General features: G+C 71.3%; 20 protein-coding genes. 9 read left to right on the forward strand and 11 right to left on the reverse strand.

Annotated elements, in window-relative coordinates:
- Positions 1-73: 73 nt before the first annotated feature.
- On the forward strand, positions 74-748 hold the full coding sequence (locus tag HDA32_RS02030) for a GntR family transcriptional regulator (protein WP_246334202.1): 675 nt from the start codon (positions 74-76) through the stop codon (positions 746-748).
- A 664-nt stretch (positions 749-1,412) separates the two neighbouring features.
- On the opposite strand, the gene hemC is transcribed toward HDA32_RS02030, so the two are convergent.
- The 4 genes from hemC to HDA32_RS02050 form a co-directional block, all read right to left on the reverse strand.
- A complete protein-coding gene (gene hemC, locus HDA32_RS02035) occupies positions 1,413-2,444 on the reverse strand; it encodes a hydroxymethylbilane synthase (protein ID WP_218882294.1) in 1,032 nt (343 codons plus the stop codon).
- Complete coding sequence (locus HDA32_RS02040) at positions 2,441-2,671, reverse strand: hypothetical protein (RefSeq protein ID WP_179641546.1); 231 nt, start codon at positions 2,669-2,671, stop codon at positions 2,441-2,443. Before HDA32_RS02040 ends, hemC begins: the two co-directional genes overlap by 4 nt.
- Positions 2,672-2,827: 156 nt before the next feature.
- Positions 2,828-3,097, reverse strand: a complete 270-nt coding sequence (locus tag HDA32_RS02045; protein ID WP_179641547.1) for a hypothetical protein — start codon at positions 3,095-3,097, stop codon at positions 2,828-2,830.
- Positions 3,094-3,543, reverse strand: a complete 450-nt coding sequence (locus HDA32_RS02050) for an ATP-binding protein (protein WP_179641548.1) — start codon at positions 3,541-3,543, stop codon at positions 3,094-3,096. Before HDA32_RS02050 ends, HDA32_RS02045 begins: the two co-directional genes overlap by 4 nt.
- Positions 3,544-3,820: 277 nt before the next feature.
- Between HDA32_RS02050 and HDA32_RS02055 the strand changes: the two genes are divergently transcribed.
- The 3 genes from HDA32_RS02055 (at position 3,821) to HDA32_RS02065 (ending at position 7,714) form a co-directional block, all read left to right on the forward strand.
- Positions 3,821-4,633: a helix-turn-helix domain-containing protein gene (locus HDA32_RS02055; RefSeq protein ID WP_179641549.1), complete on the forward strand. Its 813-nt coding sequence runs from the start codon at positions 3,821-3,823 to the stop codon at positions 4,631-4,633.
- Entirely contained in the window at positions 4,630-4,818 is a 189-nt protein-coding gene (locus tag HDA32_RS02060) for a DUF397 domain-containing protein (RefSeq protein ID WP_179641550.1), read from the forward strand. The genes HDA32_RS02055 and HDA32_RS02060 overlap by 4 nt, the downstream gene beginning before the upstream one ends.
- 2,122 nt (positions 4,819-6,940) lie before the next feature.
- Positions 6,941-7,714 carry an SDR family oxidoreductase gene (locus tag HDA32_RS02065; protein WP_179641551.1) on the forward strand — a complete coding sequence of 258 codons (774 nt, stop codon included), beginning with the start codon at positions 6,941-6,943 and terminating at the stop codon, positions 7,712-7,714.
- Between the two features lie 102 nt (positions 7,715-7,816).
- Here the strand turns inward: HDA32_RS02065 and HDA32_RS02070 are convergent, their stop codons facing one another.
- Positions 7,817-8,077, reverse strand: coding sequence for a hypothetical protein (locus HDA32_RS02070; protein WP_179641552.1), 261 nt, complete (start codon positions 8,075-8,077; stop codon positions 7,817-7,819).
- Positions 8,078-8,233: 156 nt separating this feature from the next.
- Between HDA32_RS02070 and HDA32_RS02075 the strand changes: the two genes are divergently transcribed.
- The gene (locus tag HDA32_RS02075; RefSeq protein WP_179641553.1) at positions 8,234-8,455 is read left to right on the forward strand and encodes a hypothetical protein; all 222 of its coding nucleotides are present in this window, start codon (positions 8,234-8,236) and stop codon (positions 8,453-8,455) included.
- Positions 8,440-8,865, forward strand: coding sequence for a MarR family winged helix-turn-helix transcriptional regulator (locus HDA32_RS31270; RefSeq protein WP_281370428.1), 426 nt, complete (start codon positions 8,440-8,442; stop codon positions 8,863-8,865). The genes HDA32_RS02075 and HDA32_RS31270 overlap by 16 nt, the downstream gene beginning before the upstream one ends.
- 7 nt (positions 8,866-8,872) lie before the next feature.
- On the opposite strand, the gene HDA32_RS02085 is transcribed toward HDA32_RS31270, so the two are convergent.
- The 4 genes from HDA32_RS02085 to HDA32_RS02100 form a co-directional block, all read right to left on the reverse strand.
- Positions 8,873-9,733, reverse strand: coding sequence for an ABC transporter ATP-binding protein (locus HDA32_RS02085; RefSeq protein ID WP_179641555.1), 861 nt, complete (start codon positions 9,731-9,733; stop codon positions 8,873-8,875).
- A 37-nt stretch (positions 9,734-9,770) separates the two neighbouring features.
- A complete protein-coding gene (locus HDA32_RS02090; protein WP_246334204.1) occupies positions 9,771-10,856 on the reverse strand; it encodes a FecCD family ABC transporter permease in 1,086 nt (361 codons plus the stop codon).
- Positions 10,853-11,953 (reverse strand): FecCD family ABC transporter permease, encoded by a 1,101-nt coding sequence (locus tag HDA32_RS02095; protein ID WP_179646410.1) that lies wholly within the window; start codon positions 11,951-11,953, stop codon positions 10,853-10,855. Before HDA32_RS02095 ends, HDA32_RS02090 begins: the two co-directional genes overlap by 4 nt.
- A 315-nt stretch (positions 11,954-12,268) precedes the next feature.
- Positions 12,269-14,590, reverse strand: a complete 2,322-nt coding sequence (locus HDA32_RS02100) for a molybdopterin-dependent oxidoreductase (protein WP_179641556.1) — start codon at positions 14,588-14,590, stop codon at positions 12,269-12,271.
- Between the two features lie 135 nt (positions 14,591-14,725).
- Here HDA32_RS02100 and HDA32_RS02105 point away from each other — a divergent pair, with 135 nt between their 5' ends.
- Positions 14,726-15,682 carry an HpcH/HpaI aldolase/citrate lyase family protein gene (locus HDA32_RS02105; protein WP_179641557.1) on the forward strand — a complete coding sequence of 319 codons (957 nt, stop codon included), beginning with the start codon at positions 14,726-14,728 and terminating at the stop codon, positions 15,680-15,682.
- A 61-nt stretch (positions 15,683-15,743) separates the two neighbouring features.
- Here the strand turns inward: HDA32_RS02105 and HDA32_RS02110 are convergent, their stop codons facing one another.
- Positions 15,744-16,388: a hypothetical protein gene (locus HDA32_RS02110; protein WP_179641558.1), complete on the reverse strand. Its 645-nt coding sequence runs from the start codon at positions 16,386-16,388 to the stop codon at positions 15,744-15,746.
- Positions 16,389-16,466: 78 nt separating this feature from the next.
- Positions 16,467-16,910, reverse strand: coding sequence for a hypothetical protein (locus tag HDA32_RS02115; RefSeq protein WP_179641559.1), 444 nt, complete (start codon positions 16,908-16,910; stop codon positions 16,467-16,469).
- A gap of 212 nt (positions 16,911-17,122) precedes the next feature.
- Between HDA32_RS02115 and HDA32_RS02120 the strand changes: the two genes are divergently transcribed.
- Both HDA32_RS02120 and HDA32_RS02125 read left to right on the forward strand, forming a co-directional pair.
- A complete protein-coding gene (locus tag HDA32_RS02120) occupies positions 17,123-17,818 on the forward strand; it encodes a response regulator transcription factor (protein WP_179641560.1) in 696 nt (231 codons plus the stop codon).
- A 5-nt stretch (positions 17,819-17,823) separates the two neighbouring features.
- Entirely contained in the window at positions 17,824-19,236 is a 1,413-nt protein-coding gene (locus HDA32_RS02125; protein WP_179641561.1) for a sensor histidine kinase, read from the forward strand.
- Positions 19,237-19,366 lie beyond the last annotated feature (130 nt).

Consider the following 19,366-nt stretch of genomic DNA (forward strand, 5'->3'; position numbering starts at 1 on the left):
GGATCCGGCGCAAGTACGGTAGGAGGTCAGACGATGTTCGGACGGCCCCGCAGGCCGATGGAGGTACCGTTCCTTGCCAGGCGCACACCTCGCAGGTATCGACCACCCCGAGAGCAGGGCCGACCTGGCCGACCTCTTGGAGGAGGAGATCGTCGTCGGGCTGCGCTACCCGAGGGAGCGCCTCGTCGAGGACGAGCTCATGAGCAGGTTCTCCGCGAAGCGGCACGTCGTACGCCGCGCGCTGCAGGTGCTGGAGAACCGAGGGCTCGTGGAGCGGAAGCCCAACGCCGGAGCGTTCGTCAAGGCCTACACCGCCAAGGAGGTGGAGGACCTCTACACCTTCCGCGAGTTGATCGAGGTCAACTGCGCGCGACTCATCGAGTTCCCGGTCGGGCAGGCGCGGATCGACGAGCTGGTCGCCACCCAGGCCCGGCACGACTCGGCGGTCGAGGAGAACGATCCACGCGCCGCCGTCAGGGCCAACACGGCCTTCCACCAGACCCTGTTCGCCCTGTCCGACAACGCCGTGCTGGTGGAGGCCATCCGCAGGTACGCCCAGATGGCCCATGCCATCCGATCCGTCACCGTGACCTATCCGGACTTCCTGCACCGCAGCCAGCGCGAGCACTGGACGATGATCCGGGCGCTGCAGGAGCAGGACTCCGACCTGCTGGCCGAAACGTGCCGAATCCACCTCCTGCCGTCGCGCGACGCCTACCTGCAGCGGCTCGCAAGCCTGGAGAGGTGACCGGGAGACGCCGCACCCTCCGCCGACCCGCCGGGGCCGCCGTCGGCGCTTCCTGCTTTTCGAGAGAGGTGCCGCTGACCTGGGCTGACACTGGTTCGGTGGGGGTGTGCTGGCGCGGGGGCGTGCCAGGATGGGGCACCGTATGACACGGTAGGTCAACCTTCCCGGGCCATACGCGGGCCAAAAGTAGGGCTGCCCTGGAAGAACGGGAATGGCCCGGGGCGGTCCGGCGCTCCGGATTCCGTGGATGGTGGTGCGGGCCTGCGGTGCGGTGGGAGGGTGGACGGATCCGGACGCCCGGCCCGTCACTGGGGACGGTTCCCCGGGTCCTCGGGGCCGGGGACCAGCGGGCCGAGCTGCTTCCATGCTCGCTCAATTGCGGCGTTGGCTCGGGCTTCGTCCGCTTGGGCCTGTAGCGGGTTGGCGTGGCGGTCGGTGACCCACACGCATACGCGCTCCTCGATCACCTTGGTTCGTATCGACTGGCCGATAGTTCGTCCGGCGGCGCGGCCGGCGCAGCGCGCAAGGGCCGTAAGCGCGTGCCGACCTACGGCCGTCCCTCCGGGCAACGGCAGCGCCCGCCCGCGCGAAGCGCGGGCGGGCGTCTTGATCCTGTAGGGAAAGTTCTCACACGCTGAGCGTTCGGCTCTGCCTGTGGTCGTGGTCAGTGAGGGATGCCGTCGATGATGCCGCGCGCGCCTTTCCTGAGCAGGGTGGCGGAGACGAAGGCGCCGAGTTCGGCGGGGCGTTCCGGTGCGTCCCATTCGTGGGCGTAGGCGAACTTCCCGCCTTCGCGGGTGAACACCATCCCGTGCAGGGAGAGTTGCCCGTCGGGTGTGGTGGTGGCGTGTCCGGCAATGGGGCTGTTGCAGTGGCCTTGCAATCCGCTGAGCATGGTGCGTTCGGCGGTGATGTGGGTGCGGGTCTCGGGGTGGTCCAGCAGCCGCAGGAGTTCGGCGATCGCGCTGTCACCGGTGCGGCATTGCAGCCCGATGACTCCGGCTCCCACCGGTGGGCACATGATCTCCAACGGCAAGACCTCGGTGGCACGGTGCTCCATGCCGATGCGGCGCAGGCCCGAGCGCGCCAATACAAGCGCCTCGAACTGCTTTTCGGTGTCCAGGCGGGCCAGGCGGCTGTTGACGTTGCCGCGGATGCGGTCGACGTGTAGGTCGGGGCGGTACTTCAACAGTTGGGCCTTGCGGCGGACCGCGCTGGTGCCGATGGGGGTTCCGGGCGGTACGTCTTCCAGCGACACGTATTGGGAGCCTTCGCGAAACACCGCCACGTCGTGCACGTCTTCGCGAGCGAGGTAGGCGGCCCACAGGGTGCCCTCGGGCATGGGCACGTCGCCGGGGACGTCTTTCATGCAGTGCACGGCGATGTCGATACCGCCCATGATCAAATGCCGGTCGATCTCCTTGAGGAACGCGCCTTTGCCGCCCAACTGCGCAAGGTCGCCCATCCACTTGTCACCGGAGGTCTCGATGCCAACGATCTCGGTCGGGGTGTCGGGGGTGACCTCAGCAAGCATCGCCTGCACCTGCCGGGCCTGCGACATGGCCATGGGGGAGGTGCGGGAGCCGATCTTCAGCGGGGGCCGATCGTTGAACATCTGCCCAAAGTAGGCGGTCACGGTGGCCGGCTGGGAAGGTACGGCCAATTTGGCCGCGGTGGTGGTCGCCACTTCGCTCATGAGGGCTCCTGCTCGTCAAAGAGTGCTTGGCGTTGGGCATAGATGTTCACGGCCTGGGTCGGGCTGCGCAGGCGGACACCGGCGGCGTCGAGCTTGGCGCGTATCTGCGGGTAGGTGAGACCGGTTGCCCACATGAGATCGCTGATGGTCCATCCGTTGTTGTAGTGCCGGGCGAGTCGTCCGGGAGTGTCTGAGTAGCGCGGGACCTCATCGTTGGTGTCCCTCACCCACGTTCCTCTCTGATGCGGTGTGGGGTCTCGGCGGGGCGCTCGCGCTCTCATAGGAGGTGTGAGGCTGGCTCTTCCCCGCCGAGACATTGCGCCCGGCGGCGCTGGGTTGTCCAGCCCCTCTCTCGGAGGCAACCGAGCTGCCTCCGGGGGGGCTCAGGCGGCCTCAGGCGGCGGGCTGCTGGGCTTGGTGCGGCGGGGTAGGGGTGGGCGTCCTTGCGCGCGCAGTGCTGCGCACAGGTCGGGCAGGCTGCTCGCACACACCAGGACGGCGAAGCCGGTGTGCCAGTGCTTCTCCTTGAGTACCGCGATGAATTCGGGGATTCCGGCGGGGTCGTGGAACTCGCACGGTTCGTAGTGGAAGAACTTGTTGCGGGCGTGGTGTAGCTCGCGCGCTGGGGTGAGGTTGTACATGGTCAGGCTCACCCGCTGACCGGTTCGGGGATGTGGGGGGCGGCGGCCTGGGCGGGGTGCCATTGGAGGGTGAAGAACACGCCGTCTTCGAACGGGAGCGGTCCCCATTCGGTGGCGAAGCAGGCGACCAGGTGCAGTCCGCGCCCACTCTCCGCGAAGACGTCGGGGTCCTTGGCGTGGGGCTGGTCCAGCAACAGGCGCGGGGGCTTGGTGCGAACATCCACCGACACGCCCCGGGCGTTGACCGCGATGCGGACCTTGTAGGTCTGGCCGGGGTCGCCGCTGCGGGTGTGCTGGACTGCGTTCGTCGCTACTTCGGAGATGATCAGCTCGGCGTCACCGATCACCGTCTCGGGGACGCTCGCCCCGGGAGCGATGCGCAGTGCTGCGGCCATGAACCGGCGGGCAGCGGCCACGCTCTCCACCGTGCCGGGAAACGTCGTGAGATAGACGGTCATGCCGCGCCTCCCTGCACCAGGTTCCGGATGTAGGGGCGAACGCGGGCGCTTCTCCTCAGACGGGCACACCATTGCGGCCGGGTAGGGTTCTGCATGTCAGCGCTCCTCAGCAGCGTTGGCCACGCTCCCGGACGGTGGCCGCCGTCGCGGGAGTCTTTGTTTGCGGTGGATTCACCATCGCATCGTCTGCCATGCGGTAGCCAGTAATCACCTCGAACTGCGTATATCTCATATGGGCTCTGGTGGAATGCGGTAAGTCTCTGGTAATCATTGGTGCATGGCGGTAACTCCCGATGAAGCTGCTCGTAAGGTCGGCGCTGAAGTGCGACGGCTACGCCTACAGGCTGGGTATTCGCAACAGCAGCTCGCGGACAAAGTGCCGATGTCCCAATCGGCGGTGAGCGACATCGAGCGTGGCCGGACGGCGGCGAAAAGGGACGCGGCGGAACGTATCGATCAGGTGCTTACCAGTGGTGGCCGGCTGGTGGCGCTGTGGGAGAGTCAGTACGACGGCTACCAGGCTCCTGCTTGGGTTCGTGAGGTATCGGAGCTTGAGGCTCGCGCTACACGAATCCGCGACTATCACCCTCTCGTCGTCCCCGGCCTCTTGCAGACAGAGGAGTACGCCACGATGGCCGTTCGTGCTGGCAACAAGTCGGCGACCGCGCGGGAGGTCGGCGCTCTGGTGCGGGCTCGGATGGACCGGCAAGAAGTCCTCCGGGGGGACTTGGCCCCGCGCTACCTAGCGGTAGTAGACGAAACCGTCTTTCGGCGACCTACAGGCAGCAGGCGTGTCATGGCTGCACAGATCGAACACCTACTGACCATGGCGGACAATGAACGTATAGAAGTACTGGTGGTACCGCTGGAGACGCCGATGCATCCGGGGATGGACGGAGCGTTCCGCCTCATCTCTGTTCCGGAAGTCGGTGAAATCCTCTGGCAGGAGACCCGCAACACAGGTGGTCCGGTCGAGAACCCCGAGCACATCGAGGAACACGTCAACCTGTTCGCTGACCTACTCGGCGTGGCGCTACCTGCCTACGCATCGGGTGAGCTGCTGGAGAGGATCAAAGGAGAGATGAAGTGATCTACGAAGAGACCTGGCGCAAGTCTTCTTACTCGAAGGGTGAGAGCAACTGCGTTGAGGTCGCCGATACCACCGGCCTCGGTGTGGCGGTACGGGATACGCAGAACCGGGAGCTTGGACACCTCGGGTTCTCGGCTGAGGCGTGGGGTGTGTTCCTGCGGGATGTGAAGACGGACCGCCTGTAGCTGCTTGGCAAGCCCTCGGAGGTTGCTCCCTCCGGGGGTTTTGTCATGTCTGGGGGCGGTACTGGTCGGAAAGTCGTACGACGTCGGCGCGGTAGACGCTGCGGGTGTGGTCAATGGGACCGGTTGCGTCGTGGGTGAGGACGATGGCTGCGCGGGTGGTCTCTAGGGCGCGTGCCTCGGTTTCGGTGGGGCGGCGGGCGCTGGTGTGGGTGGTGACGGCGGTGGCTTGGCGCTGGGATGGGGTCGTGTTCGGGGCCGGTCGGGCGGTAGGTGGTGCGCAGGGCGACGGGGCCGTGTTCGTCGCGCAGGGTGGCCCGGTAGGCGGTGACCGGGGGTGTCTGGGTCGATGTCCAGGTTGAGGGCGACGTCGGGTGGTGGGGGTTCTTCGGTGATGGTGACGCGGGTGTCTAGGGCTTCGTCTCCGGCGGTGGGGGCGTCGGCGGGGCGATAGCGGCGGGCGGCGGGATGGTCTGCGGCCGGAGCCCTGACGGCGGCGACAGCGGGGGGCTTGTCCACAGGTTGGTGGGTGGGGGTTGGTTCTGGGTCTTGACAGGGTGAGGGTGGGGTTTACGCGGTTCTGCTGAGTTGGGTGGTCTGCCCCCGGATGGGGCGGGGCTTCGCCCGGTGAACCGATACGGACGAAGGCTCTGCCGGGCGGCGCGGCTCCGGCCTGGTTGCCGGGTGGCGGGATGGTCTGCGGCCGGGGTTCAGACGGGCAGCGACGGCGGGAGGCGGCCGAGCTTGCTTGTTCGGTGACGGGATGGTCTGCGGTCGGGGTGCAGGCGGGCGGCGAGGGCGGGACGGGCTGGGCCTGCTGGTCGGGTGGCGGGGTGGTTTGGGGTCGGGGTTTCAGGCGGGCGGCGAGGGCCGGAGCGGGGTTCGGGGTGGTGTGTCGGGTGGCCGGCGGGTCTGGGGCCGGTTCGGGGGCCGGTTCGGGCGGGGGGTCACGGGTGCCGCTCCAGGAGTTTGGTCTGGACCAATCGGGGGAGGTGGAGGGGCGCCGCCGGGGCTGCGCGCCTGGTCAGAGACCCGGGCGTGGCGGGCGGGCCCGCCGGGACCGGCCCGCGCGCAACGAGACTGCTGCCGTGAGCGCCGCCAAGCGTCACCAGAGCGGTGTCGTTGCCCGATCCGACCACCCAAAAGCGGCAAAACCGGCATTGCGCCGCGCGCACTCGACCGGTCCGGTGATTTTGTCCCGCATCCCGGAAGTCTCCTTACGCGAAGCGGATCGCGGCCTTGCCTCCCTCCCCGGGAAACAGACAAAAGCGTGCATATCCACCCCACGGGGTGCGTCTACGCGCGCATCACCCCGCACAAGGCGCTACTGAGCGCCGCCCTCGCACGCCCCCGCCCCTTCCGGACCGCCGAGACAAGCGGGAAGAACCGCCACCCCCGACAGACCCAACACCCGACACACCACCCCGAACCCCCACCCGGCCCTCGCCGCCCGCCTGCACCCCGGCCGCAGACCACCCCGTCACCCGACCAGCAGACCCAACCCACTCCGCCCTCGCCGCCCGCCTGAAACCCCGACCCCAAACCACCGGCCACCCGACCAGCAGACCCAGCCGACTCCCGTCCTTGCCGCCGGTCTGAACCCCGACCGCAAACCGTCCTGTCACCGAACAAGCAAGCTCGGCCGCCTTCCGCCGTCGCCGCCCGTCTGAGCCTCAGCCCCAGCCCATCCCACTGCCCGACCAGCAGACCCAGCCGCCTCCCGCCGTCGCCGCCGGTCTGCACCCCGACCGCAGACCATCCCGCCGCCCGACAAGCACCCCGAGCCCACTCCCGGCCCTCGCTGCCCGTCTGCACCTCGGCTCCAACCCTGCTGGCCATCCGGCAACCAAGCCGAAGCTTCGCCGTGCCATCACCATTCACCGGGCGAAGCCCCGCCCCATCCGGGGGCAGACCACCCAACTCAGCAGAACCGCGTAAAACCCACCCTCACCCTGTCAAGACCCAGAGCCAACCCCCACCCACCAACCTGTGGACAATCAGCATCGGGGCAGTCTTCGCCGTTCGGGCGGAGGGTCCGGCGAGGGGACAGTGGACTCGGTGTCCGCGACAATGGCGGGTGGCCGTCCGGTCGAGGGCGGTCGGTAACGGATGTGAAGGGGCACTCATGGACACCGGACTCGCCGGCCGCACCGCGGTCGTACCGGGGGCGAGCAGCGGACTGGGACTGGCCATCGCGCGCTCTCTCGCCGCAGAAGGCGCCAACGTCGTCATGGCCGCACGCCGCGGCGACCTGTTGCGTGAGCGCGCGGCCGAGCTGCCGTCCGCGCTGGCCGTGGAGCTGGACATCACCGACCCGCAGGCCGCGGCCCGGCTGACCGACGCGGCGGTCGACCGATTCGGGCAGGTGGACGTGTGCGTGCTCAACGGCGGCGGCCCGCCGCCGCAGAGCGCGCTGGAGGCGACCGACGCGGACCTGCTGCGCGCCGTCGAGACCCAGTTGCTCACCCACCAGCGCCTCGTCACCGCGGTCCTGCCCGGCATGCGCGAGCACGGCTGGGGCCGGATCGTGGCCGTGGGGTCGTCGTTCGTGCAGCAGCCGGCGCCGAACATGGTGGGTTCCAACGCCGGCCGGGCTGCGCTGGCGAGCTACCTGAAGACGCTCGCCGCCGAGGTCGCGGCCGAGGGAATCACCGTCAACATGGCGCTGCCCGGCCGGATCGACACCGAACGCGTCGCCTCCCTGGACCGCTCCACCGCGGAGCGGACCGGCAGCACCCCCGAGGAGGTGCGGGCCGACTCCATCGCGCGGATCCCCATGGGGCGGCTGGGCGCGCCGGAGGAGTTCGCCGCCGTGGTCACCTTCCTCGCGAGCGCACCGGCCTCCTACGTCACCGGCAGTCAGGTGCGCTGCGACGGGGGTTTCCTTCGGGCGCTGTGACCGGTGCCGGTCCTCGCGGCCCCGTCACCGATCCGGCCGACCGATCCCGCCGTCGGCCGCCGGTCACGGCCGCCGGTCATGGCCGCCGGCCACGGTCACCGGTCACGGCCGCCGATCGGTCAGGACGTTGCCGACCCTGTTCAGGCAACGCAGGAGCAGCCGGTTCGGCGGCCCCTTCGGCAGGAACCTGACCGGGGCGGCCGTGGGCCGGATCCGCTGCGCGACCTGCTTGCCGGAGGCGTAGGAGGCCGCCGAGGCGGGGCCGGAGCGGGCCCGTTCGCAGCGGCGCAGGGCGGGGACGGGGTCGGCCGGTGCGGACGCCGCGTCGCCGAGCGCGGCCGTGAGCGCCCACGCATCCTCCAACGCCTGGTTGGCGCCCTGCGCGGCGAGGACGGAAAGGCGTGCACGGCGTCGCCCAGCAGCGTGACCGGTCCCCGGCCCCAGACCTTCGGTACCCGGTTCCGGTAGTGCGGGAAGATCTCGAGATCGGCGTCGCCGGCGTGCTTGAGGAGCGCCGTGGTGCCGGCCTCCCGCCAGGCGCCGAAGCGTTCGCGCGGCATCGCGGCCGGTGACTCCGGCATCGGTGACTCCGGTGACCAGGAGACGTCGAACCACCACTGCGCCAGGCCGTCCCCGGCGGGCATGATCCCGCACATGCCTTCCGCGCCACCGATGGTCAGCGACACGTTTCCCGCCGCGAGGCCGATGGGGACCGGGGTCAGCGCCTGCCAGCTCGCGTAGCCCCGGGGCTCGGCGGTGTCCTCGCCCCACAGCCGGACGCGCAGCGCCGACCGGATGCCGTCGGCGCCCACGACGGCGCCGCCCGTCGCGGTGGAGCCGTCGGCGAAGACGGCCGTGGCGTCCCCTCCCGGCTCGGCGCGGCGACCACAACGCGGATGATCGACCGGCTGGAGAACGGCGGCTACGTGCGGCGCACGACCGATCCCGGCGACCGGCGCAAGGGCGTCGTGGAGGCCGTTCCCGAACGGGTCCACGAGGTGGCGGAGGTGTTCGAACCGTCGCGCCGGCACATGGCGACCCTGGCCGACCGATACGGTTCCGATGAGATCGGGCTGCTGTTCGACCTGTTCGCGCATGCCACCGCTGCGTTCAAGGCCGCCACGGCCGAGATCCGCGCCGGCGGGGAGTAGTGCGCAGTCAGGCGCTCCGACGCATCCCGATCCCGGCCTCGGCCTTCCGGTCGCCGTTCGCGCGCCGGGTGACCGCGCCGCGGCGGTCGGCCGGGACGATCAGCGGGGTGTGCGTCTCGGGATCGGGGATCACCCGGCAGGGCAGCCCGAAAACCTGCTCCACCAGCTCGGCGGTGATGATCTCGGCCGGATCGCCCTCGGCGACGACCGCGCCGTCCTTCATCGCGATGAGGTGGGTGGCGTAGCGGCAGGCGTGGTTGAGGTCGTGCAGCACCGCGACCAGCGTGTGGTCGCGCTCGTGGTGCAGCTCGGCGCACAGGTCGAGCACGTCCATCTGGTGGGCGATGTCGAGGTAGGTGGTGGGCTCGTCCAGCAGCAGCAGCGGAGTCTGCTGGGCCAGCACCATCGCCAGCCAGACGCGCTGGCGCTGGCCGCCGGACAGCTCGTCGACCATCCGCGTGGCCAGCTCGGTGACCCGGGTGGCGTCCATGGCCTCGGTGATGATCCGCTCGTCGGCCCGCGACCACTGCTTCAGGAACTTCTGGTGCGGGTAGCGGCCGCGCGCCACCAGGTCGGCGACGGTGATGCCGTCGGGCGCGACGGAGGACTGCGGCAGCAGGCCGAGTCGGCGCGCGACCTCCTTGGAGGGGTAGGAGCCGATCAGCTCCCCGTCCAGGTGCACGGCGCCGGCGCTGGGTTTGAGCATCCGCGCCAGCGCGCGCAGCAGCGTCGACTTGCCGCAGGCGTTGGGGCCGACGATCACGGTGAAGGAGTTGTCCGGGATGGTGATCCCCAGATCCCGGGAGATCACGCGCTGATCGTAGGCCAGCGTCAGGTTCTCCCCCCACAGCCGGGCCGGTTCGGACATGTTCGTCTCCTCGATGCGTTTCGTGCGGGGGCGCGCCTCAGGCACGTCCGGTCCGCCATTCCCGGTGCAGCAGCCAGATGAGGTAGCCGCCGCCGATGATCGCGGTCAGCACGCCGACGGGAAGCTGGGTCGGCGCGAGTATCCGCTGCGCGGCAAGGTCGGCGATGACCAGCAGGAACGCGCCCATGAGAGCCGCGCCGAACAGCGTCGTGCCGTCGGCGCGCGCCAGCCTGCGGGCGAGCTGGGGGGCGGCCAGCGCGATGAAGCCGACCGGACCGGCGACGGCGATCGCCACGCCGGTGAGCGCGCTCGCCGTGATCAGGGCGATCACCTGGGTGGCCTGGGTCGGAACGCCCAGGGCGTGCGCGGTGTCCTCGCCCATCTCCATCAGGCGCAGCCGCGGCCCGAGCGCGAGGACGACCGGGAGCAGCACGGCCACGCCGACGGCGACCGCGATCACCTGCCCCCAGTCGCGGCCGTTGAGGCTGCCGATCATCCAGACCTGTGCCGCCATCGCCTCGGTGAGGTCGGCGCGGGTCAGCAGGTAGTCGCGCGCCGCCATCAGCATGGCGTTGATGCCGATGCCGACCAGGATCAGCCGGTAGCCCTGCACGCCCTTCTTCAGCGCCAGCAGGTAGACGAGTACGGCCGTCGCCACGCCGCCGATGACCGCCCCGAACGAGGTGGCGAGCATGCCGCCGCCCAGAACCAGGATGGTCAGGACCGCCCCGGTGGCCGCGCCGCCGGTGAAGCCGATGATGTCGGGGCTGCCCAGCGGGTTGCGCGACAGGCTCTGAAACACCGCGCCGGCGGCGCCGAGCCCGGCGCCGACCAGCACCGCGGTCCACGCGCGGGGCAGCCGCACCCCCTGGACGAAGAACACGTCGAGGCGCTCGCCCCGTCCGCCCAGCGCCAGCAGCACGTCGGGCAGCGAGATCCGGTAGTCGCCGACCATGAGGCTGGTCGTGAAGACGGCCACCGTGGCCAGCAGCAGCGAACCGTAGACCGCGGCCATCCTCGGCCGCACCCGGAAGGACATCCGGTCGCCGCCGAGGCGCACCGTGCGGGCCGGGCGGGACGGGCGCGCCTCCTGCCGCTCGGATTCGGGGAGCGTCGCGGTCAAAGCTGGGCCATCCTCTTGCGCCGGACCAGTGCGATGAACACCGGTGCGCCGATCAGGGCGGTGACGATGCCGACCTCCAGTTCCCCGTTGGGCAGCACCACCCGGCCCAGGGTGTCGGCCCCGACCAGCAGGATCGCCGCGAGCACCGCCGAGTAGGGCAGCACCCAGCGCTGGTCCGGGCCGGTGACGGCGCGGGCGACGTGCGGGACCGTCAGGCCGACGAAGGCGATGGGGCCTGCCGCCGCCGTGGCGCCGCCGCACAGCAGCACGATGGCGACGGCCGTGGCGGTGCGGGTGCGGTTGATGTGCGCGCCGAGCGCGGCCGCGAGGTCCTCGCCCAGCGCGATGGCGTTCAGGGCCGGACCGAGGAGCAGCGCGACGGCGATGCCTGCCGCGAGGAACGGCACGATCTTGAGGAAGATGTCGAGGTCCCGGCCGACCAGTGAGCCGACCTGCCAGAACCGGACCTGGTCGAACACGAAGTCGTCCACTACGAAGACGCCGTAGACCAGGCCCTGCAGTACCGCGGCGACCGCGGTGCCGGCGAGCGCGAGCCGGACCGGCGTCGCCCCGGTGCGCCCGCGCGATCCCAGGAAGTACACCAGCACGGCGGCGGCTCCCGCACCGGCGAAGGCGAACCAGACGTAGGCGTTCACGCTGGTCAGGCCGAAGGCGAAGATCGCGGTCACGACCGCGGCCGACGCACCGGCGTTGATGCCGAGGATACCGGGGTCGGCCAGCGGGTTGCGGGTGAGCGCCTGCATGAGCGCGCCGGCCAGACCGAGCGACGCGCCGACGAACAGCCCCAGGACCGTCCTGGGCAGCCGCAGGTCGATGATGACGCTGTGGTCGTAGGAGGCGTCGAAGCCCCACAGCGCGTTCCACACGGTGCCGATCGGGATGGATTTCGCGCCGACGGCGATGCTGAGCAGCACGCACAGGACGAGTACGCCCAGGGCGGCCAGCAGGCCGCCCGCGCGCAGGAGGTGGACGCGGGCGTGCGCCGTGGTGCGCCGCTTGAGCGCGGCCTCGGCGACGGTCGCGTCGTCGGCGTCACCGTCCTCGAAGGCGACGGTGGAGGGACGCTCCAGGGTCATCGCGCGCCGCCCGGGCACGCCGGGAGAACACGCCGAAACCGTGGGTACACCGCTGCCTCCGGGGTCGACGTCGCCGAAACTTAGTAAAGGCTAACCTATCTCTTGATCTGGAGAAAGCGGGACATAGGGGTTGTGGGAGGCGGGTCACCTGCAGCACGGGCACCGTGCGCGACTTCCGGGCCCGCCATCGGTCTTGGCGCCGCTTTTCCCTCAAGGCCACTCGCCGCCCGGCCGACCAGCAAGGCCGCACAGCAGACCGTTGCCACCGGGCCGCAGCCGATCCCCACCGACCGCACTACACAGCCAACGAGAAGTTCAGTAGCGCTCGACGATCTTCGGCGGGTCGAACGCCCGCATCGGCGGGACGGGACCGTCGTGCCGCTCGACCTGGACCAGGACGAGCTGGCCGGTGCAGCCCTGGCTCAGCGCCGACGTGCCCACGTCGGCGGTGAGGGCGTTGGGGTTGCCGTGCGCGCAGGTGACCTCGGCCGAAGACGGGTCGAACCACGCCCCGGTGGACAGTTGGACCACGCCGCGGCGCAGGTCCGAGCTGGTCCGCACGCCGGCCAGGCAGCTACCCCGGTCGTTGAACACCCGGACCACGTCGCCGTCGCCGATCCCGCGAGCCGCGGCGTCCTCGGGGTGCAGCCGGATCGGGGCGCGGTCGGCGATCTTCTGCGACCTGCTGTGGGCGCCCATGTCCTGCTGGCTGTGCAGCCGCCCGCTGGGCTGGTTGGCGATCAGCAGCAGCGGCCACTCCTCGGAGCGCGCCGATCCCAGCCGCTCCTCCGGAGCGAGCCAGGCGGGGTGGCCGGGGCAGTCGGCGTAGTCGAAACCGGCGATCGTGGCCGAGTACAGCTCGACGCGGCCGCTCGGCGTCCGCAGCGGGTGCGCCTCCGGGTCCTCCCGGAACGCCCCGAACAGCGTGACGTCCTCGGCGCGGCCGGGGATGTCGACGCCGCCGGCCGCCCAGAACGCGTCGAAGGCCGGGAGGTCGGCCTCCTGCCCGGCGCGCCACTCCTCGTACAGGTGCCGCAGCCATTCGGCCGACGTCCGGTCCTCGGTGAACTCCTGCGCCGCGCCCAGCCGGCGGGCGAGCGCGGCGTAGGTGTCGTACTCGTCGCGGGCCTCCCCGTGCGCCGCGACCGCGCGCGGCATGACACGCAGCCGCAGGTCGCCCTGGCTGGCGGCGAAGTCGTCGCGTTCGAGCGAGGTGGTGGCCGGCAGCACGATGTCGGCGTGCCTGGCGGTCGCGGTCCAGTGCGTCTCGTGCACGACGACCGTCTCGGGGCGGCCGAACGCCCTGCCGAGCCGGGCGAGGTCCTGGTGGTGGTGGAAGGGGTTGCCGCCCGCCCAGTACACCAGCCGGACGTCGGGGTAGGTCAGCCGCCGCCCGTCGAAGTCGAACGGCTCGCCCGGGTGCAGCAGCATGTCCGCCACCCGCGCGGCCGGGATGAAGGAGTCGACGGGGTTGGCCCCCTGCGCCAGCCTGGGCAGGCCCCCCGGGGTCGCGCCGCCGCCGTAGTTGCCCATGGAGCCGTATCCGGCCGCGAACCCGCCGCCGGGCAGCCCGATCTGGCCGAGGCATGCGGCCAGGGCGATGCCCGCCCACAGCGGCTGCTCGCCGTAGCGCGCCCGCTGCACCGACCAGCCGACGTTGACCAGGGTGCGCCCGCGCGCCATGCGCCGGGCCAGGTCGCGCAGGAACCCGGGGTCGACCTCGCTGATCCCCGCGGCCCACTCCGGGGTCTTGGGCACGCCGTCGGTCCCGCCGAGGACGTGGTCGCGTAGCTGCTCGGCGCCCACCGCGTAGCGGGCCAGGAAGTCCTTGTCGGCGAGCCCTTCGTCGAAGAGCACGTGGATCAGCGCGAGCAGGATCGCGGTGTCGGTCCCCGGGGAGGCGGGCAGCCACTCCGCGCCGAGGCCGTCCAGGGTGTCGTCGCGCAGCGGGCTGACCGAGACGATCCGCACGCCCCGCCGGGCGGCGTCGCGCATGCCCGGTTCGGCGGTGTGGGCGGCACGGCCGCCCGAGGAGGTCCAGGTGTTGGAGACGCGCAGGCCGCCGAAGGTCACGATGAGGTCGGTGTGCTCGGCGACCGCCTCCCACGTCGCGGGGCGGTGCAGCAGGTCGTGGGTGCCGGGGGCGCCCACCACGTGCGGGAGCAGCACCTCGACGGCCGCGTGGCTGTAGCTGGTGCGCGAGCGGGTGTAGCCGCCGATGGTGTTGAGGAAGCGGTGGAGCTGGCTCTGGGCGTGGTGGAAGCGGCCGGCGCTGGCCCAGCCGTAGGAGCCGCCGTAGATCGCGGCGTTGCCGTGCGCGGTGCGGACGCGGTCCAGTTCGCCGGCGAGCAGGTCCAGCGCGGTGTCCCAGTCGACGGCGACGTACTCGTCGTCGGGGTGGCCGCGCCGCTCGTCGGGCCCGGGGCCGTGCTCCAGCCAGCGCCGCCGCACCGAGGGCCGCCCGATCCTGGTGGCGTGGTGCTGGGCGCCGGGGGCGTTGCCGATGACCGGGGAGGGCGCGGGATCGCCGGGGTCGGGACGCACCCCGACGACGGTGTCGTCGCGCACCAGCACCTGGTAGGCGCCCCAGTGCGAGCTGGTCGGGTAGGAGGCGACGCCGTCGCCGGTGGGTGTCATGGCGTGGTCCTTTTCCTGGCCGTGGTTGACCACGCGCCAGCTTATGCGGGCTCACCCGGGGGTGCGGCGGCCGTCCACAGGCGGTCTTTGCGAGACTGTCCCCATCCATCCGATGGACGGTCAGGGGAGTGGTTCATGCGTGCGGTGGCGTCTCGGTCGCGCCGGTCGGTGCTTGCGGTACCGGGGTCGAACCCGCGGTTCATCGAGAAGGCGCGCGGGCTGGAGGTGGACGCGTTCTTCCTGGACCTGGAGGACGCCGTCGCACCGCTGGAGAAGGACGGGGCGCGCGGCAACGTGGTGGCGGCGCTGAACGAGGGCGGCTGGGGCGGCAGGGTCCGCACCGTCCGGGTCAACGACCTCACCACCGAGTGGACCTACCGCGACGTCATCGCCGTCGTCGAGGGCGCCGGGGCCGAGCTGGACTGCCTGGTGCTGCCCAAGGTGACCGGCGCCGACCAGGTGCGCTGGCTGGACGTGCTGCTCACCCAGATCGAGCGGGCCAACGGGCTGGAGGTCGGCCGGATCGGCGTCGAGGCCCAGATCGAGGACGCCCGCGGACTGGTCAACGTCGACGCGATCGCCGCGGCGTCGCCCCGGCTGGAGAGCCTGGTCTACGGACCGGCCGACTTCATGGCCTCCATCAACATGAAGACGCTGGTCGTCGGGGAGCAGCCGCCCGGGTACGACACCGGCGACGCCTACCACTACGTCCTGATGCGGATCCTGATGGCCGCGCGCGCCAACGGCCTGCAGGCGATCGACGGCCCCTACCTGCAGATCCGCGACGTCGACGCGTTCCGCCGCTCGGCGGGGCGCACCGCGGCGCTGGGCTTCGACGGCAAGTGGGTGCTGCACCCGGGCCAGGTGGACGCGGCCAACGAGGTCTACGCGCCCGACCAGGACGACTACGACCACGCCGAGCTGATCCTGGACGCATACGAGCACGCGACCACCGTGCGGCGCAGGGGGGCCGTGATGCTCGGCGACGAGATGCTGGACGAGGCGTCGAGGAAGATGGCCCTGGTCGTAGCGGGCAAGGGCCGCGCGGCCGGCATGCGCCGGACGAAGGAGTTCACGCCGGACGAGGGCTGACCCGCACCGCGCGGCCGTCCCCGCCGGGCGCACGGGTCGTCAACACGGCGGGAACCGCGGGTCAGAGTGACCGCAGCACCGCCTCGGCGGCGCTCTCCGCGTTCTCCCTGGCCTCGGGCTCCGCCACCGGCTCGCTGCCCTCCCCGTCCCAGTCGAGGGCCACGTGGCCGACTTCGACGATGACGTTCGCGTCCCTTGCGACCACGTGCGCCCAGCCGCTGTCGCCGTCCCACCACGACACCGCCTCGTCCCCGATGCCGGACAGCGGGTCAGCGCCGTCCACGTGCGCGTAGGAGTTCTCGAAGGCGCCATGGGCATCGGCTTCCGTGGTCGTCCCGGGGTCCAGGAGGTCGAGCGTGACGTCGAGGGACCGGGTGGACGGGCCCGCGGGCATGGACGGACCGAGTTCGGGGCTCATCCACTCCCAGGAGCATGAGCTCCGCGCAGCCGCGGACGAGCCGCCTTCCCCGCCCTCGTCGACGTCGGCCTCCTCGGGGGCGACCAGCAGCAGGGCCAGCGACTCCGCGTCGACGCCCTCACAGGCATCGGGAAGCCGGTCGTGGGGGGCGTCAAGAGGCCGCTCCTCCTCCGCTGCCAGGGCTGGAGGAGAGGACGCGGGCGGGGCCGACGGCGCGCCGCCGCATCCGGAGACGGCGAGGCCGAGCGCGCCGCTGACGAGCAGGACCGATCCTGCACGCGTTCGCATGGTCATCGCACCTCTTCGAGCTCGGGAACCGACCGAAAGACTCGCACACGTCCCGAGGTGCGGGCAAAGCCCCGGGTGTCACCCCTTGCGCCTCTTGCGGCGGCGCATGGGCTTGGGCTTGAGGCCGTCGAGGAGCAGGCCCAGGCCGATGCCGAGCAGCCAACTGTCCTTGGCCATCGGGATGCCCTGCGGCGTCGGGCGGATGCCGTCGTCCATCCGCGCGTCGGGATTGGTGAAGTACAGGCGCAGCAGCCCGCTGGAGAAGCCGGTCAGGGCCGCGCCTGCCACCGAGCTGGGAACGAAGGGCAGCAGCAGCACCGTGCCCACCGCCAGCTCCCCGTTGCTGAGGATGCGGGTGAAGTCCTGGGGATCCATGTCCTTGAGCATGGGGAAGGCCCTGGACGCCTCGCTGTGCAGGTAGGCGGCCGTCTCGGGGTCGGGGTTGCGCTTGCTGAGGCCGGAGTTGAGGATGAACGCGCCCGAGATCAGGCGCATCGGCAGGTGGCTGGGTCGCGTGGGCATGGTCTCTCCTGGCGGTGCCGACGGAAACGTGCTAGCCCCGTGACTACCCGCCCGGATGCGGCGAAACGGTGCGACCCTCCGCTGTAGGCCAAGGTTTTACCGCCCGGGCGCACTCGGCGGGCGCCGGGCCGACCGGCCGCGCCACCGGTTCTCACGCTCCTTTGACGTGTCCTCTTACCCGCAGCTAACCACGATGGGCCACGATGAACATCATGAGCTCATCCAGCCGAGTGCTCGTCGCCGATGACGACCGGGCGATCCGCGAATCCCTGGAGCGCGCCCTCCAGCTCGAGGGCTACGAGGTGCGCACCGCAGCCGACGGCGTGCAGACCCTCGCGGCCGTGCACCAGGAACCGGTGGACCTGCTCGTGCTGGACGTGATGATGCCCGGCGTCGACGGACTCGGCGTCTGCCGGGTGCTGCGCGCCGAGGGCAACCGCACCCCCGTCCTGATGCTCACGGCGCGGGTGGAGACCCCGGACCGCGTGGCCGGCCTGGACGCCGGGGCCGACGACTACCTGCCCAAACCCTTCGAACTCGACGAGCTCCTCGCCCGGCTGCGCGCGCTGCTGCGCAGGTCCGCGCCGCTGCCGGAGGAGGGCGCCGAACCCTCCCTCCACGTGGGCGACCTGCGGCTGGACCCGAGTGCGCGGAGGGTGTGGCGGGCCGGGACCGAGGCCGAGCTGTCCAAGACCGAGTTCGACCTGCTCGAACTGCTGGTCCGCAACGCCGGCATCGTGCTCGACCACACCACCATCTACGACCGGATCTGGGGTTACGATTTCGGTCCGGAGTCCAAGAACCTGGCCGTCTACATCAGTTACCTGCGCCGCAAGCTGGAGCCGGCGGGCACGCCGCCGCTGATCCAGACCGTCCGCGGCGTGGGGTACACCATCAGACCGCAGTGAGACCGATGAATACCAGGCCACCGTCGCCGGGCCTGCTCCGCCGACTGGGCGGGACCAGCCTCGGCACGCGGTTCGCGGTCACGTTCGCGCTGGTCGCCGCCGTCGTCATCGCGCTGGTCGGCTCACTGGCCTACAACGCCGCGGCCGTCCTGATCCGCACCGACGCCCAGCAGGAGTTCGACAGCACCGTCAGCGGCCTGGCCGACGACCTGCGCGCCTCGGCCATGGCCCCGGGCGGGGGCGGCCAGCTCAACCTGCTGCACTCGGAGACGTTCACCTTCCAGTTGCTGGCCTCCAACGGCAGCCGGGCGCTCCCCGTCAACGAGCGCAACCAGGTCGAGCCGCTGCCGGTCACCGAATCGGACCGGCGGTTGGCCAAGGAGGGCACGGCCGGCCTGGTCCAGGTCCGCGAGGACGTCGCCAACGGCGAGCGCTACCGGATCGCCACGCTGTCGATGGGGGAGGGCAGGGGTGCGGTGCAGATCGCCCAGCGCCTGTCCCCGATGGAGCGGCTGCTGGACACGCTCGCCGTGCAGATGGCCGTCGTCGGCGGGGTGGTGCTGGTCGGTGCGGGCTTCGCGGGCTGGCTGGTCGCACGCAGGATCACCGGTCGGCTGGTCCGGCTGACCGAGGCGGCGGAGTACGTCAGCTCCACCGGCAGGATCGACCTCGTGGCACCGGACGGGGCCAGCGGGGGCAGGGACGAGGTCGGCAGGCTCGGCAACGCGTTCAACGCGATGCTGGCCCGGTTGGCGAACTCCAAGGAGGACCAGCGGCGCCTGGTGCAGAACGCCTCGCACGAGCTGCGCACCCCGCTGACCAGCCTGCGCACCAACGTCAGCGTGATGAAGCGGTTCGACCGGCTCCCGCCCGACGCCCAGCAGCGCCTCATCGACGACCTGCAGGGCGAGACGCGGGAGCTGACCGACCTGGTCGACGAGCTGGTGCAACTGGCCACCGAGACCAGGGAGGACGAGGAGCCGCAGGAGGTGGAGCTGCGCGAGCTGGCCGAGCGGGTGGCCGCGCGGACGGGGCGGCGCACCGGCAGGGAGATCACCGTCGACGCCGACGACACGGTGGTCTTCGGTCGGCCGCACGCCCTGGAGCGCGCGCTGTCCAACCCGGTGGAGAACGCGGCGAAGTTCGACGCCGAGGGCACGCAGCCGATCGAGATCGCGGTCCGCTCCGGCCGGGTCGAGGTGCGCGACCGGGGGCCGGGCGTCGACCCCGCCGAACTCGAGCACGTCTTCGACCGCTTCTACCGCGCCACATCGGCCCGCAGCCTGCCGGGCTCCGGCCTGGGCCTGTCGATGGTGCACGACATCGCCGCCTCCCACGGCGGCCGGGTCTTCGCCCGCAACCGCGAGGGGGGCGGCGCGGTCATCGGCTTCGAGCTGCCGGCCGTCCGGCCCTCGTAGCGCATGGCGGACCGGGATCCGGACGGTCCGGCGGAAGGGCAGCGGCGAGGCCGGGGGCGGCTCAGGCGGCGCGGATGCCGTCCCGCCGCGCCCCTACTCGCCGAGCTCGGCCTTATGGGCCCTGAAAACG

The organism is Spinactinospora alkalitolerans (assembly GCF_013408795.1).
GTDB classification, from domain to species: domain Bacteria; phylum Actinomycetota; class Actinomycetes; order Streptosporangiales; family Streptosporangiaceae; genus Spinactinospora; species Spinactinospora alkalitolerans.

What these genes read in the sequence shown, in the direction of transcription:
- hemC (WP_218882294.1), bottom strand. Translation starts at nt 2,444, where the DNA reads ATGAGCGAAGTGGCGACCACCACCGCGGCCAAATTGGCCGTACCTTCC.
- HDA32_RS02050 (WP_179641548.1), bottom strand. Translation starts at nt 3,543, where the DNA reads ATGACCGTCTATCTCACGACGTTTCCCGGCACGGTGGAGAGCGTGGCC.
- HDA32_RS02055 (WP_179641549.1), top strand. Translation starts at nt 3,821, where the DNA reads ATGGCGGTAACTCCCGATGAAGCTGCTCGTAAGGTCGGCGCTGAAGTG.
- HDA32_RS02065 (WP_179641551.1), top strand. Translation starts at nt 6,941, where the DNA reads ATGGACACCGGACTCGCCGGCCGCACCGCGGTCGTACCGGGGGCGAGC.
- HDA32_RS02085 (WP_179641555.1), bottom strand. Translation starts at nt 9,733, where the DNA reads ATGTCCGAACCGGCCCGGCTGTGGGGGGAGAACCTGACGCTGGCCTAC.
- HDA32_RS02095 (WP_179646410.1), bottom strand. Translation starts at nt 11,953, where the DNA reads ATGACCCTGGAGCGTCCCTCCACCGTCGCCTTCGAGGACGGTGACGCC.
- HDA32_RS02100 (WP_179641556.1), bottom strand. Translation starts at nt 14,590, where the DNA reads ATGACACCCACCGGCGACGGCGTCGCCTCCTACCCGACCAGCTCGCAC.
- HDA32_RS02105 (WP_179641557.1), top strand. Translation starts at nt 14,726, where the DNA reads ATGCGTGCGGTGGCGTCTCGGTCGCGCCGGTCGGTGCTTGCGGTACCG.
- HDA32_RS02110 (WP_179641558.1), bottom strand. Translation starts at nt 16,388, where the DNA reads ATGCGAACGCGTGCAGGATCGGTCCTGCTCGTCAGCGGCGCGCTCGGC.
- HDA32_RS02115 (WP_179641559.1), bottom strand. Translation starts at nt 16,910, where the DNA reads ATGCCCACGCGACCCAGCCACCTGCCGATGCGCCTGATCTCGGGCGCG.
- HDA32_RS02120 (WP_179641560.1), top strand. Translation starts at nt 17,123, where the DNA reads ATGAGCTCATCCAGCCGAGTGCTCGTCGCCGATGACGACCGGGCGATC.
- HDA32_RS02125 (WP_179641561.1), top strand. Translation starts at nt 17,824, where the DNA reads ATGAATACCAGGCCACCGTCGCCGGGCCTGCTCCGCCGACTGGGCGGG.